Source organism: Mesorhizobium sp. (assembly GCF_041661565.1).
GTDB lineage: Bacteria > Pseudomonadota > Alphaproteobacteria > Rhizobiales > Rhizobiaceae > Mesorhizobium.
The window spans coordinates 1-13,790 of record NZ_JBAZUD010000134.1 but is presented as its reverse complement, the minus strand read 5'-3'; the positions used below and the strand labels follow the sequence as shown (position 1 = coordinate 13,790).

Here is a 13,790-nt window from a genome sequence, read left to right as displayed (position 1 = left end):
CCGACCTCGCCGATCCCGAACGCATGCTGCGGCTGCTGCAAGGCGATGTCGGTTCCGGCAAGACGGTCGTCGCGCTGCTCGCCATGGCGCGCGCCGTCGAAGCCGGCGGCCAGGCAGCCTTGATGGCGCCGACTGAAATCCTGGCGCGCCAGCACCTGGCGACGATCGCTCCGCTTGCCGCCAGGGTCGGTCTGCGCATCGCCATCCTGACCGGCCGCGAAAAGGGACGCGAGCGCGCCGATACGCTGGCCGGCCTGGCGAGCGGCGAGATCGACATTGTCGTCGGCACCCACGCGCTGTTCCAGGACACGGTCACCTTCCATGATCTGGTGTTCGCCGTCATCGACGAGCAGCACCGCTTCGGCGTCCATCAGCGACTTGCCATCACGGCCAAGGGCGACGCGCCCGACATGCTGGTGATGACGGCAACGCCTATCCCGCGCACCCTAGTGCTGACCGCCTTCGGCGACATGGACGTGTCGAAACTGACGGAAAAGCCGGTCGGCCGGCAACCGATCCGCACCGTCACGCTGCCGCTGGAACGGCTGGACGAACTTGTCGGCCGGATGGTCGACGCCGTCGCCGGCGGCCAGAAAATCTACTGGATCTGCCCGCTTGTCGAGGAATCCGAAGAGATCAAGCTGATGTCGGCCGAGGACCGTTTCGCCTCGCTGAAGCCACTCTTCGGGGATCGCATCGGCCTCGTTCACGGCCGCATGAAAGGCGCCGAGAAGGACGAGGCGATGCGCGCCTTCAAGCAGGGTGAGACGCGCATCCTGATCGCCACAACAGTCATCGAGGTCGGCGTCGACGTACCGGACGCCACCGTCATGGTCATCGAGCATGCCGAGCGCTTCGGCCTTGCCCAGTTGCACCAGCTACGCGGCCGGGTCGGCCGCGGCGACAAGCCCTCCTCCTGCGTGCTCCTCTACAAGGATCCGCTCGGCGAGACCGCCAAACGCCGGCTGTCGGTAATGCGCGAGACCGAGGACGGCTTCCTGATCGCCGAGGAAGATTTGAAGCTGCGCGGCGAAGGCGAATTGCTCGGCACCCGCCAGTCCGGCACGCCGGGCTTCCAGGTGGCGCGCATCGAGGCGCATGCCGACCTGCTGGAAGCGGCCCGGGACGATGCCAGGCTGATCCTGTCGCGCGACCCCGAACTGCAATCCGATCGGGGCGAGGCGTTGCGCCTGCTGCTCTACTTGTTCGGCCGCGACGAGGCCGTGCGGCTGCTGCGCGCCGGATGAGATGCCAGCGATGGATTGGCCACGGTTCCGTTGATCGGCTGGCCGTCCAGCGTCATCATCTTCGACTTCACTTCGGGCGCCACCAACCCGGCCGAGACGATCAGCTTCGCGCCGTCCTCGATCGTCATGTCGAGGAGTACGATGTCGGATTTCAGCACATACATCAGGAATCCGGTAGTTGGGTTTGGTGTGCAGGGCATAAAAACCGCGATTAGCGGGTCGCCTTCCTGGTCGAGCTTCTGGTTGATTTCGGTTTCCTTCTCGCCGGCGACAAAGACCAAGGACCAGACGCCCTTGCGCGGATATTCCACCAGCCCGACCTGGCGGAACATGTCGCCCTTGTTCGACAGCACGGTCTCGAAAATCTGCTTCAGCGAACCATAGACGCCACGCACCAGCGGCATCCGGCCAAGCAGCCGCTCGCCGAAGCCGACAATAGCGCGGCCGACGATGTTGGCGGTGAGAAACCCGATCAGCGTGATCATGACCAGGGCGACGATCAGTCCGAACCCGGGAACCGGGAACGGGAGATAGGTATCGGGGCTGTAGCGCGCCGGAATATAGGGCTTCACCCAGGAATCGACCCAACCGATAACGGACCAGGCAATGTAGGCAGTGATCGCCAGCGGCGCGCAGACGATGAAGCCCGTGAGGAAATAGTTCCTCAGCCGGGTCATGCCGGAGGTCTTGGGAGCATCGGACATGGTTCACCGGGGGCGCGGGTTGCAGCGCAACATTAGTGAACCGAAGGGCGCTTTGGAACTGCGAAGTGTTTAAAAGGCGCTCGTTTAGGGACGCCTACTCCACCGTCACCGATTTGGCCAGATTGCGCGGCTGGTCGACGTCGGTGCCCATGAACACGGCGGTGAAATAGGCCAGCATCTGGATCGGCAGCGCGTAGATGATCGGCGAGATGATCTCCGGCACATCAGGCAGGATGATCGTCTCCATCGTCTTCACGCTCGCCTGCGCCGCACCCTTGCTGTCGGTGATCAGGATGATCTTGCCGCCCCGCGCCGCCACTTCCTGCATGTTGGACACGGTTTTCTCGAAAATCCGGTCATGCGGCGCGATGACGATCACCGGCATGTTCTCGTCGATCAGCGCGATCGGCCCATGCTTCAATTCGCCCGCGGCATAGCCTTCGGCATGGATATAGGAGATTTCCTTGAGCTTCAGCGCCCCTTCCATGGCAAGCGGGAAATTGGTGTCGCGGCCGAGATAGAGAACGTTCTTGTGGTAGGAGAGATCGCGTGCGATCTTTTCGATCTGGTGGTCGAGCTTGAGCACCTGGTTGGCGTAGCGCGGCGCTTCGGACAGTTCGCGCACCAAGGTTTTTTCCTGCTCGCGCGAGATCTTGCCGCGCGCCACGCCGGCGCGCACCGCAAGCGATGCGAGCACCGAAAGCTGGCAAGTGAAAGCCTTGGTCGAGGCGACGCCGATCTCTGGCCCCGCCAGCGTCGGCAGCACCACGTCGGATTCACGCGCCATGGTCGATTCGCGCACATTGACCACGGCGCCGATCTTCATCCCCGCCTTGCGGCAATAGCGCAGCGAGGCCAGCGTGTCGGCGGTCTCGCCCGATTGCGAGATGAAGAACGCCGCGTCGGTCGCAGACAGCGGCATTTCGCGGTAGCGGAATTCCGAGGCGACATCGATATCGACCGGCAGCCGCGCATAGCGCTCGAACCAGTATTTGCCGATCAGCCCGGCGAGATAGGCCGTGCCGCAAGCCGAGATCGCCAGCCGGTCGATTTTCGCGAAATCGAAAGGCAGGTCGAGCGGCTTGGACACGCCGCCGACGAAATCGAGATAGTTGGCCAGAGTGTGCGAGATCACCTCGGGCTGTTCATGGATCTCCTTTTCCATGAAATGCCGACGGTTGCCCTTGTCGACCATGAAGCTGGTCGAGAGCGATTGCTGGCGCTTGCGCTCGACCTGGTTGCCATCGATGTCGAAGATGGTGACGCCTTCGCGGCGCAGCACCGCCCAGTCGCCATCCTCGAGATAGGTGATGGAGTTGGTGAACGGCGCCAGCGCAATGGCATCGGAGCCCAGGAACATCTCGCCGTCGCCATGGCCGACGGCCAGCGGCGGGCCATTGCGGGCGCCGACGATAAGGTCTTCGTCGCCCTTGAACATGATGGCCAGCGCGAAGGCGCCTTCCAGGCGCTTCAGCGCCTGATGCGCGGCCTCGACCGGCTTCAGTCCCCTGGCCAGTTCGCGCGCCACCAGATGGGCAACGACCTCGGTGTCGGTCTGCGACGTGAATGCGTAACCGTCCCGGACCAGTTCGTCGCGCAGTTCGGCGAAATTCTCGATGATGCCGTTGTGGACGATGGCGACGCCATCGGAAAAATGCGGATGCGCATTGGTCTCGTTCGGCACGCCATGGGTCGCCCAGCGGGTATGACCGATGCCGATCGTGCCGGCGAGCGGATCGTCCTTGAGCCGGCGCTCGAGGTTGACCAGCTTGCCCTCGGCACGGCGCCGCGCAAGGTGCCCATGCTCCAGCGTGGCGACGCCGGCCGAATCATAGCCGCGATATTCGAGCCGCTTCAGCGCATCGACGATGAGCGGCGCGACCTGCGAATTGCCGACGATTCCAACGATACCGCACATGCGGAAAGCCCCCGATTGCCCGTGGAAAACCAGCCTATTTACGGATGGCCGGCCTGCCGCGAAAGTCACATTGCATTTCGTCCCGTGTCAGCGGGATGGTTTCCTTGCCGATGCACTATCATGGATGACTGTTGCAAGCCCATTACCGCAATCGTCGGTTTTTCAGCCATTCGGTTCTCATTTGGACACCCTTTGGCTAAGCTGAGAGCCATGAACGAAGTCGAGCCCACCATTACACTCTGGCGACCGGTCGGACCGGTGGAGCTGAAGCTTATCGAAGCCTCGGGCATGCAGGCGTTTCCGCCGCGCCTTCCCGACCAGCCGATTTTTTACCCGGTTCTTTCAGAAGCCTATGCCGTGCAGATCGCACGCGACTGGAACGTGCCGGCAAGCGGCGCCGGTTTCGTGACGCGGTTCGATGTGCGAAAGAGCTTTCTCGACCGCTACCGGGTCGAGCACGCAGGCAGCATGGCGCATCTGGAATACTGGATACCTGCTGAAGACCTCGACGATTTCAACAAGGCTATCGTTGGCAGGATCGAGGTGACCGCCGCTTTCAGCCGAGAATCATCCAGCTAAGCGCTAGTGGGCAGCGCCGTCGGCCTTCTTCTTTGCCGCCGCGGCCGATGCAAAGCGTTCGCGCAATTCCCTGCCCTTGCCGGGGATCGTCTTCTGCCTTGCGCGGCCGAAGGCCAGCGCGTCCTCGGGAACGTCTTCGGTGATGACGCTTCCCGAGGCGATGTAGCCGCCCTTGCCGATGGTGATCGGCGCCACCAGCGAGGAGTTGGAGCCGACGAAGGCCCCCTCGCCGATGTCGGTGAAGAATTTCGAGTAACCGTCATAATTGCAGGTGATGGTGCCGGCGCCGATGTTGGCGCCGGCGCCGACGCGGGCGTCGCCGATATAGGTCAGATGGTTGACCTTGGCGCCCTCCTCGACGACCGCCTGCTTGACCTCGCAGAAATTGCCGACCTTGGCCTTTTGCCTGAGATCGGCGCCCGGCCGCAGCCGCGCGAACGGTCCGACATCGCAATTGGACGCGATGGTCGCGCCCTCGATATGGCTGAAGGCGTGGATCTTGGCGCCGGTGGCAATCTTCACGCCTGGGCCGAACCACACATTGGGCTCGACGAGCGTATCGGCGCCGATCTCGGTGTCATGCGAGAAGAACACGGTTTCCGGCGCGATCAGCGTCACGCCCGACAGCATCACCTCGTGCCGGCGGCGCGCCTGCCAGATGCCTTCGGCCTGCGCCAGTTCCGCGCGGTTGTTGATGCCGAGCGCGTTTTCGAAGCTGGCTTCCGTCGCAACGACATCGAGACCCTGGGCGCTGGCGATCTCGACGATATCGGTGAGGTAATACTCACCCTTGGCATTTGTGTTACCGACCGCGCCGAGCAGTTCCAGCACATGGGCGCCGGCCACGGCCATCAGCCCGCCATTGCAGAAGATGATCTTTTTCTCCTCCTCGCTGCAATCCTTCTCCTCGCGAATGGCGACAAGCTTGCCGCTCTTTTCGATCAGCCTGCCATAGCCGGTTGGATTGGGCGTACGAAATCCGATGACCGCGACAGAAGCGCCCTCGGCCAGTTTCAGCCGCGCCACGGTCAGAGCGCCCGGATCGATCAGCGGCGTGTCGCCGAACATCACCAGGACATCGTCATAACCCCTTGATATCGCCTCGCGGGCGGCCAGCACGGCGTGCGCGGTGCCGAGGCGCTTGTCCTGCACGAAGGTCTCGGCCTCGGGCGCGAATTTCGCCGCCGCCTTACGCATTTCCTCCGCGCCATGGCCGATCACCAGCGCCTGGTCCCCGGAGCCCGCCAACTCGGCCGCGTTCACCACATGCGCCACCATCGGCAGCCCGGCGATCTGGTGCAGCACCTTCGGCAGCGCGCTCTTCATGCGCGTGCCTTCGCCGGCGGCGAGGATGATGGACAGGCAGGATCTCTGGCTCATGGACGGACCAACCATATGAAAAGGGATCGGGAATCGCGACTATCTAGCATTGGCGCCATGCTCCACCAATGCGGTTAAATTCCGGTGTGACGGTTAAGCCGGTCACGCGCTTCCGGTGTCGGTTCTACCCCAGCCGCCCCAGCACCGGGAAATTCTCCAGCAGCCAGTAGGACACCGTCTGAACGCCGCCGGTGAGGAAGAACACGCCGGCGACGACCAGCATGGCGCCGATCGCCTTTTCCACGCGGCCGAGATGGACGCGGAATTTGCCGAGGAACCGCATGAAGGCGCCGGAAAAGAGCGCCGCGACCAGGAACGGGATGCCCAGCCCGAGCGAATAGGCGGCGAGCAGCAGCGCGCCCTCGCCCACGGTCTCGCGGCCACCCGCCAGCGTCAGGATCGGCCCCAGAACCGGGCCGATGCAGGGGGTCCAGCCGAAGGCGAAGGCGAGGCCCATGACATAGGCGGCGACCGCGCTTGCCGGCTTGCCCTGCGACTGGAAGCGCGCCTCGCGCGACAGCAGTGGAATGCGCAGGATGCCGAGGAAGTTCAGGCCCATCAGGATGATCAGCACGCCCGCCGCCATCGCCAGCGGCTCCTGCCAGACGCGCAGCAGCCGGCCGATGGTCGAAGCGCCGGCGCCGAGCGTCACGAACACGGTCGAGAAGCCGAGTACGAAGGCGATCGACGAGTAGAGCAGGGCGCCGCGAGCGCCCTGCCTTGCCGTCACGCCCGCATTGCCACGGAAATCGTCGACCGAGACGCCGGCCATGTAGCAGAGATAAGGAGGCACCAGCGGCAGCACGCAGGGTGACAGGAACGAGATAGCCCCCGCCCCGACCGCGCTGACATAGCCGATGTCCAATGCCATTCCTGACCTCCAACCGTCCCGGCGCCGATATAGGCTGCACGCCGCTTCTCCACCAATCACCATTTTGTGGCAAGCCGACGTTGCATGTCCGGGCCGGGGAAGAAAGGACCCGCGACCGGCGTTGATACAGAGAGGCCGCGATTTCCCGCGCCTCTTTGGACATCCAGGGAGTTTCCCATGAAAACGATGACAGTCGGTTTAGCCGCGCTTCTGCTCAGCACCGCCGCCTCCTTCGCCGCCGATGCGTGGAAGGAAGCCGAGGTCGGTGGCGCCAAGATCTTCACCGATGCCAATGGCATGACGCTCTATACCTACGACAAGGACGAGAAGGGCAAGAGCAATTGCTACGACAAATGCGCCACCAACTGGCCGCCGTTGAAAGCCGAGGCCGGCGCCAAGGCGGATGATGAATGGAGCGTTGTCGACCGCACCGACGGCACCAAGATGTGGGCCTATGACGGAAAGCCGGTCTATACCTTCATCAAGGATAAGAAGGCAGACGACGTGACCGGCGATGGCGTCGGCGAGGTCTGGCACATCATCAAGGCCGACTAAGCATCATCCTGCCTGCCGGTGGGAACAGGGCTGGTCGCGGGCCTCCGCTGCGTGTGGCTTGCGACCAGCCCAATCATTTCGCGATAGCGTGACGCCAGGGTGGCAGTCGCCCTTTCACGACTCAGGTGATGCAGAAACCGGCGTTTCCGCCGACGCGGGGCCACCCTCTCCCCCAAGCAATACTCGACCGGAATTTCGTGAATTTCTCCATACACTCTAAGAGTGTATTGCCGCGGACAGCCTTGCCAATTTGGGCGCTTCCCCTTGACCGGATGCAAAAGCGCGGCCATGTGAGCGACAACAGAACCGAGATTTCGTCGCGCGCAGCGGAATTCTTCTGCCGCATTACAGCTGATATGAGACCTCATGGACGTCGTCGTCGTCGAATCGCCGGCCAAGGCGAAGACAATCAACAAATATCTAGGCAAGAACTACAAGGTTCTGGCCTCGTTCGGTCACGTCCGCGACCTGCCCGCCAAGGATGGCTCGGTGCGTCCCGACGAGGATTTCGCCATGTCCTGGGCCGTCGACACTGCGTCGGGCAAGCGGCTTGCCGACATCGCCAAGGCGGTCAAGGATGCCGATGGCCTGATCCTCGCCACCGATCCGGATCGTGAGGGCGAAGCGATTTCCTGGCATGTGCTGGAAGTGCTGAAGCAAAAGCGCGCCCTGAAGGACAAGCCGGTCAGCCGCGTCGTCTTCAACGCCATCACCAAGTCTTCGGTCCTGGAGGCAATGGCCAATCCGCGCCAGATCGACGCGCCGCTGGTCGATGCCTATCTCGCCCGCCGGGCGCTTGATTACCTGGTCGGCTTCACCCTGTCGCCGGTATTGTGGCGCAAGCTGCCCGGCGCTCGTTCGGCCGGGCGTGTCCAGTCGGTGGCGCTGCGTCTGGTCTGCGACCGTGAATCCGAGATCGAGCGCTTCATCCGCGAGGAATACTGGCAGATATCCGCGCTCCTCGGCACGCCGCGCAACGAGAATTTCGAGGCTCGGCTGACGGCATTCGATCGCAAGAAGCTGCAGAAACTCGATATCGCCAACAAGGCGCAAGCCGACGACATCAAGTCGATGCTCGAAGGCGCGACCTTCAAGGCGCTGTCCGTCGAAGCCAAGCCGACGAAGCGCAATCCCGGCCCCCCGTTTACGACGTCGACCCTGCAGCAGGCCGCCTCTTCCGGCCTCGGCTTTTCGGCCAGCCGCACCATGCAGGTGGCGCAGCGTCTCTATGAAGGCATGGAGATCGGCGGCGAGACCACCGGCCTGATCACCTATATGCGAACCGACGGCGTGCAGATGGCGCCGGAGGCGATCTCCGCCGCCCGCGATGCCATCGTCAAGGAATTCGGCCCCAAATACCTGCCGGAAAAGCCGCGCTATTACACCGCCAAGGCCAAGAACGCCCAGGAAGCGCACGAAGCGATCCGTCCGACGGATTTCATGCGCACCCCGGCATCGGTCAGGCAATATCTCGATTCCGACCAGATGCGGCTCTATGAGCTGATCTGGAAGCGCGCCATCGCCAGCCAGATGCAGCCGGCCGAGATCGAACGCACCACCGCCGAGATCGAGGCGGTCAATGGGACTCGCACCGCCGAACTTCGCGCCGTCGGCTCGGTCGTTCGGTTCGATGGCTTCATCGCCGCCTACACCGACCTGAAGGACGACGACACCGAAGACGAGGAGAATCGTCGCCTGCCCGAGATCCGGGCCGGCGAGCAGCTTGCTCGCCAGGCGATCAACGCTACCCAGCACAGCACCGAGCCGCCGCCGCGTTATTCCGAAGCCTCGCTGATCAAGAAGCTGGAGGAACTCGGCATCGGCCGGCCCTCCACCTACACGGCGATCCTGAAGACGCTCGAAGACCGTGACTATGTCACCATAGACAAGCGCCGGCTGGTGCCGCAGGCCAAGGGCCGGTTGCTGTCGGCCTTCCTGGAAAGCTTCTTCAAGCGCTATGTGGAATATGATTTCACGGCATCGCTCGAGGAAAAGCTCGACGAGATCTCCGACGGCAAGCTCGCGTGGAAAGATGTGCTGCGCGACTTCTGGAAGGATTTCTCGGGTGCCGTCTCCGACATCAAGGAATTGCGCGTCACCGACGTTCTGGACGCGCTCAACGAAGAATTGGCGCCGCTGGTGTTCCCAGCGCGGGAAGATGGTTCCAACCCGCGCATCTGCCCGAAATGCGGCTCCGGCAATCTGTCGCTGAAGCTCGGCAAGTTCGGCGCCTTTGTCGGCTGCTCGAACTATCCCGAATGCTCATTCACCCGCCAGCTCGGCGACGCCGCCAACCCCAATGGCGAGAATGGCGGCGGCGAGGACGGCACCAAGGTCATCGGCAAGGACCCCTATACGGCGGAGGAAATCACGCTGCGCTCGGGCCGCTTCGGCCCCTATCTGCAGCGCGGCGACGGCAAGGAGGCCAAGCGCTCCAGCCTGCCCAAGGGCTGGACGGCTGATACCATCGATCACGAGAAGGCGTTGGCCTTGCTGTCGCTGCCCCGTGATGTCGGCAAGCATCCCGAGAGCGGCAAGATGATCTCGGCCGGGCTCGGACGCTACGGGCCGTTTGTGCTGCACGACGGCACTTATGCCAATGTCGACAGCATCGAGGACGTGTTTTCGATCGGCCTGAACCGCGCCGTGTCCGTGATCGCCGAGAAGCAGTTGAAGGGCAAGGGCGGCCGCAATGGCGGCACCGCCGCCGCGCTCAAGGACCTTGGCGACCACCCCGACGGCGGCGGCAAGATCGTCGTGCGCGACGGAAAATACGGGCCCTACGTGAATTTCGGCAAGGTCAATGCCACGCTGCCGAAGGGCAAGGATCCGCAGTCGGTGACCATCGAGGATGCGCTGGCACTGATCGCGGAAAAGGAAGCCAAGGGTGGCGGCGGCAAGAAGCCGTTCCGCAAGGCAGCAGCGGCCAAGGCTCCCGCAAGCAAGACAAGTACGGCCAAGAAGGCAGCCGCCAAGAAGCCGGCGGCGAAGAAAAAAGGGTAGCACAGCGTGGCGCGCAGGATCACCGCTAGAAACCACGGCGATCCGCGCACCGCCGGCGCAAAGGGTAAGATCACGGACGGGGCCGAGATCAAGCAAGATTACCGGCCGTCCCGCGACGAGATCCTGCGCTATATCGCCGAGAATCCCGATCGTGCCGGCAAACGCGACATCGCAAAGGCGTTCGCGCTGCGCGGTGACGACCGCATCTGGCTGAAGGATATCCTCCGCGACCTGCAGGATGAAGGCGTCCTGACCAAGGAACGCAAGCAGCTGGCCCGCGTCGGCGCCCTGCCCCATGTCGCGGTGCTGGACATCTTCGGCCGTGACGGCGACGGCATCTTGCTGGCGCACCCGGCCGAGCCCGTGGGCACGGGGGAGCCGCCGGTGGTCTCGATCCGCGTCTCCCGCGGCGGTAGCCCGGCGCCCGGCATCGGCGATCGCGTGCTGGCCAAGACCTTCCCGACCAACGAAGCGACCGGGCCCGCCTATACGGGGCGGGTGATGAAGATATTCGAGAAGCGCACGGACGCCGTTCTCGGCGTCTTTCGCGTGCTCCAGGACGGTTCTTTCCGCATCGAACCGGTCGAGCGCCGCCAGCCCGAGCTGATCGTCGACAAGGAATTCCAGAACGGCGCCAGGAACGGCGACCTGGTCGAGGTCGAGCCCGCCCGGGCCTCTCGTTACGGGCTGCCGCGAGCCAAGGTGCTCAATGTGCTGGGCTCGCTGACCAGCGAGAAGGCGGTCTCGATGATCGCCATCCACGCCCACGACATTCCCCACATCTTCCCGGCCGACGTCATCGCCGAATCCGAGGCCGTCAAGCCCGCGACGCTCGCTCACCGCGAGGACTGGCGCGACCTGCCGCTCGTGACCATCGATCCGGCCGACGCCAAGGACCATGACGATGCGGTTCTCGCCACGCCCGATACCGACGAGAGCAATCCCGGCGGGGTCATAGCCACGGTCGCCATCGCCGATGTCGCCGCCTATGTCCGCTACGGCACGGCACTCGATCGCGAAGCGTTGAAGCGCGGCAATTCCGTCTATTTCCCCGACCGTGTCGTGCCGATGCTGCCCGAGCGCATCTCGAACGATCTCTGCTCGCTTCGCGAGGGCCAGGACCGGCCGGCACTGGCGGTGCGCATGGTTTTCTCAGCCGATGGCCGCAAGGTCCGGCATTCCTTCCACCGCGTCATGATGAAGTCGGTGGCGAAGCTTGCCTACAGCCAGGCGCAGGCCGCGATCGACGGCGCGCCCGATGACAAGACCGGCCCGATCCTCGACACCGTGCTGAAGCCGCTCTGGGACGCCTATGCGATCCTCAAGCGTGGCCGCGACGGACGCCAGCCGCTCGAACTCGACCTCCCGGAGCGCAAGATCATGCTCAAGCCGGACGGCACGGTCGATCGCGTCATTGTGCCGGAGCGCCTCGACGCCCACAAGCTGATCGAAGAATTCATGATCCAGGCCAATGTCGCCGCCGCCGAGACGCTGGAAGCGAGGAAGCAGGCGCTGGTCTACCGCGTCCACGACGCGCCATCGCTGGCAAAGCAGGAATCGCTGCGCGAGTTCCTGCAGACGCTGGGCCTGTCGCTGGCGCGTGGCGCTCAGATGCGACCAGCCCAGTTCAACGGCATACTGGAGCGCGTGCGCGGCGCCGACAATGAAGGCCTGGTCAATGAGGTGGTGCTGCGCTCGCAGAGCCAGGCCGAATATTCGCCCGGGAATATCGGTCATTTCGGCCTCAACCTGAAGCGGTACGCCCACTTCACCTCGCCGATCCGCCGCTACGCCGACCTGATCGTGCATCGCGGACTTATTGCGGCGCTCGGCCTCGGTCCGGGAGGGCTGACGCAGGACGAGGAAGCACGGCTCGAAGACGTCTCGGTGCTGATCTCGGGCACCGAACGCCGCGCCATGGCGGCCGAGCGGGATACGGTCGACCGGCTCATCGCCGCCTATCTCGCCGAGCGCGTGGACGACCGGTTCGACGCCCGCATTTCCGGCGTCACCAAGTCCGGACTGTTTGTCCAATTGCCGCAGTATGGCGCGGATGGCTTCGTCCCGGTGTCAACTCTGGGTGGCGATTACTATATATACGACGAAACGGCCCGCTCCCTGTTCGGCGAACGCTCGGGCAAAGGCTATCAGCTGGCGGATCGCGTCGAGGTCCGGCTTGTCGAGGTGGCGCCCATGGCGGGTGCGATGCGCTTCGAGATGTTGACCGATCCGAAGCCTCTGCCAGGCTCCAGCAGGTCGTTTCACAAGGCCAAGGGCCGCGCCCGTGCGTCGCAATCGCGACCGGCCTCGCGCGGCAGGAGACGATGATGGAACAACAGGTTTTCGGCGGCGAACATCACTCTGGCCGGGTTGCCCGCCCGCTGTGGACGGCGATGAAGCGCGGCCTGCTGGGCCGCTGCCCGAATTGCGGCGAAGGCAAGCTGTTCCGCGGCTTCACCAAGACCGTGGAAGCCTGCGGCGTCTGCGGCGAGGAGATGCATCATCATCGCGCCGATGACCTGCCAGCCTATCTGGTCATCGTCATCGTCGGCCACATCGTTCTCGGCACGTTCATGGGCGTGGAGGCGGCGTCGACCTTGTCCACCTGGCAGCACATCCTGATATGGGTGCCGCTGACGATCATATTGTCGGTCGCCCTGCTGCAGCCTGTGAAAGGCGCCGTCATCGGACTGCAATGGGCCCTCTATATGCACGGCTTCGGTGGCGATGAAGACGGGACGGAGTCCCAACACGGCGCCTGAAGCATCGCTGGCGCAACATGCCACTCACCAAGGCCACTTTCGCATGCAAGAAGTTTCCGCTAGGTCGTGCGCATGGAAGCTATGACCAAGGCGGACGTCGAAAAGATCGACACGAGCCTGGCCGCGCATGACGGCCGGGCGCTTCGTCCACGGGACGCCGCGACCTTGATTCTTATCGACCGCAAGGGCGACGACATCTTGGTTCTCATGGGCCGCCGCCACGCCGGCCATGCCTTCATGCCAAGCAAGTTCGTGTTTCCCGGTGGTCGTACCGATCCGGCGGACAGCCGCGTCGCGACGGCCAGCCCATTGCATCGCGACGAGGAGGCGAAGCTGCTTGCGGGCCCAGGCCGCGTCAGCGCCGCACGGGCTCGCGCCGTTGCGCTGTCGGCGATTCGCGAGACCTATGAGGAAGCCGGGTTGCTGATCGGCCGGAAGGCCGCCTTTGCAACCGACAAGCGTGACTGGCAAGGTTTTGTCGAGCATGGCGTGCAGCCTTCCCTGGACATGCTGCGTTTCATCGCGCGCGCCATCACCCCTCCCAACCGCGTACGCCGCTTCGACACGCGTTTCTTCAGCGCCTGGCGCCACGATGTCGCCGTCGAGTTGCCGGATGGCGGCCCGACCAACGAACTGGAGGAACTTGTCTGGCTGCCGCTGGCCAAGGCCAGGGAAGCCGACATACCCGACATCACCCGAATGATCCTGGACGAGCTGGAGAAGCGCCTCGCCCATGATCCGCTGCTTCGCCCGGGAGGTCCCGTGCCGTTC

At 64.0% G+C, this 13,790-nt stretch carries 11 protein-coding genes; 7 read left to right on the top strand and 4 right to left on the bottom strand.

Annotation, left to right across the window (positions count from 1 at the left end; genetic code table 11):
• Nucleotides 1-1,247: ATP-dependent DNA helicase RecG (gene recG, locus WC739_RS20265; RefSeq protein WP_372954805.1), on the top strand; the 1,247-nt coding region annotated here is incomplete at its 5' end.
• Here the strand turns inward: recG and WC739_RS20260 are convergent.
• A complete protein-coding gene (locus WC739_RS20260; RefSeq protein WP_372954804.1) occupies nt 1,199-1,951 on the bottom strand; it encodes a DUF502 domain-containing protein in 753 nt (250 codons plus the stop codon). The genes recG and WC739_RS20260 overlap by 49 nt on opposite strands.
• Nucleotides 1,952-2,045: 94 nt before the next feature.
• A complete protein-coding gene (gene glmS, locus WC739_RS20255; protein ID WP_372954803.1) occupies nt 2,046-3,869 on the bottom strand; it encodes a glutamine--fructose-6-phosphate transaminase (isomerizing) in 1,824 nt (607 codons plus the stop codon).
• A gap of 210 nt (nt 3,870-4,079) precedes the next feature.
• Between glmS and WC739_RS20250 the strand changes: the two genes are divergently transcribed.
• Nucleotides 4,080-4,448, top strand: a complete 369-nt coding sequence (locus tag WC739_RS20250; RefSeq protein ID WP_372954802.1) for an ADP-ribosylation/crystallin J1 — start codon at nt 4,080-4,082, stop codon at nt 4,446-4,448.
• A 3-nt stretch (nt 4,449-4,451) separates the two neighbouring features.
• On the opposite strand, the gene glmU is transcribed toward WC739_RS20250, so the two are convergent.
• Both glmU and WC739_RS20240 read right to left on the bottom strand, forming a co-directional pair.
• Nucleotides 4,452-5,828: a bifunctional UDP-N-acetylglucosamine diphosphorylase/glucosamine-1-phosphate N-acetyltransferase GlmU gene (glmU, locus tag WC739_RS20245; protein WP_372954801.1), complete on the bottom strand. Its 1,377-nt coding sequence runs from the start codon at nt 5,826-5,828 to the stop codon at nt 4,452-4,454.
• Between the two features lie 124 nt (nt 5,829-5,952).
• Nucleotides 5,953-6,699, bottom strand: a complete 747-nt coding sequence (locus WC739_RS20240; RefSeq protein WP_372954800.1) for a cytochrome c biogenesis CcdA family protein — start codon at nt 6,697-6,699, stop codon at nt 5,953-5,955.
• Nucleotides 6,700-6,876: 177 nt separating this feature from the next.
• On the opposite strand from WC739_RS20240, the gene WC739_RS20235 reads away from it, so the two are divergent.
• The 5 genes from WC739_RS20235 to WC739_RS20215 form a co-directional block, all read left to right on the top strand.
• Nucleotides 6,877-7,254 (top strand): hypothetical protein, encoded by a 378-nt coding sequence (locus WC739_RS20235; protein WP_372954799.1) that lies wholly within the window; start codon nt 6,877-6,879, stop codon nt 7,252-7,254.
• 366 nt (nt 7,255-7,620) lie between these two features.
• Nucleotides 7,621-10,257 (top strand): type I DNA topoisomerase, encoded by a 2,637-nt coding sequence (gene topA / locus WC739_RS20230; protein WP_372954798.1) that lies wholly within the window; start codon nt 7,621-7,623, stop codon nt 10,255-10,257.
• A gap of 6 nt (nt 10,258-10,263) precedes the next feature.
• Nucleotides 10,264-12,585 (top strand): ribonuclease R, encoded by a 2,322-nt coding sequence (gene rnr / locus WC739_RS20225; RefSeq protein ID WP_372954797.1) that lies wholly within the window; start codon nt 10,264-10,266, stop codon nt 12,583-12,585.
• Nucleotides 12,585-13,019, top strand: a complete 435-nt coding sequence (locus WC739_RS20220; protein ID WP_372954796.1) for a DUF983 domain-containing protein — start codon at nt 12,585-12,587, stop codon at nt 13,017-13,019. Before rnr ends, WC739_RS20220 begins: the two co-directional genes overlap by 1 nt.
• Nucleotides 13,020-13,091: 72 nt before the next feature.
• Nucleotides 13,092-13,790, top strand: a 699-nt coding sequence (locus tag WC739_RS20215) for an NUDIX hydrolase (protein ID WP_372954795.1), incomplete at its 3' end; no start/stop codon positions are given.

What these genes read in the sequence shown, in the direction of transcription:
- WC739_RS20250 (WP_372954802.1), top strand. Translation starts at nt 4,080, where the DNA reads ATGAACGAAGTCGAGCCCACCATTACACTCTGGCGACCGGTCGGACCG.
- WC739_RS20235 (WP_372954799.1), top strand. Translation starts at nt 6,877, where the DNA reads ATGAAAACGATGACAGTCGGTTTAGCCGCGCTTCTGCTCAGCACCGCC.
- WC739_RS20220 (WP_372954796.1), top strand. Translation starts at nt 12,585, where the DNA reads ATGGAACAACAGGTTTTCGGCGGCGAACATCACTCTGGCCGGGTTGCC.
- glmU (WP_372954801.1), bottom strand. Translation starts at nt 5,828, where the DNA reads ATGAGCCAGAGATCCTGCCTGTCCATCATCCTCGCCGCCGGCGAAGGC.
- WC739_RS20260 (WP_372954804.1), bottom strand. Translation starts at nt 1,951, where the DNA reads ATGTCCGATGCTCCCAAGACCTCCGGCATGACCCGGCTGAGGAACTAT.
- glmS (WP_372954803.1), bottom strand. Translation starts at nt 3,869, where the DNA reads ATGTGCGGTATCGTTGGAATCGTCGGCAATTCGCAGGTCGCGCCGCTC.
- WC739_RS20240 (WP_372954800.1), bottom strand. Translation starts at nt 6,699, where the DNA reads ATGGCATTGGACATCGGCTATGTCAGCGCGGTCGGGGCGGGGGCTATC.
- topA (WP_372954798.1), top strand. Translation starts at nt 7,621, where the DNA reads ATGGACGTCGTCGTCGTCGAATCGCCGGCCAAGGCGAAGACAATCAAC.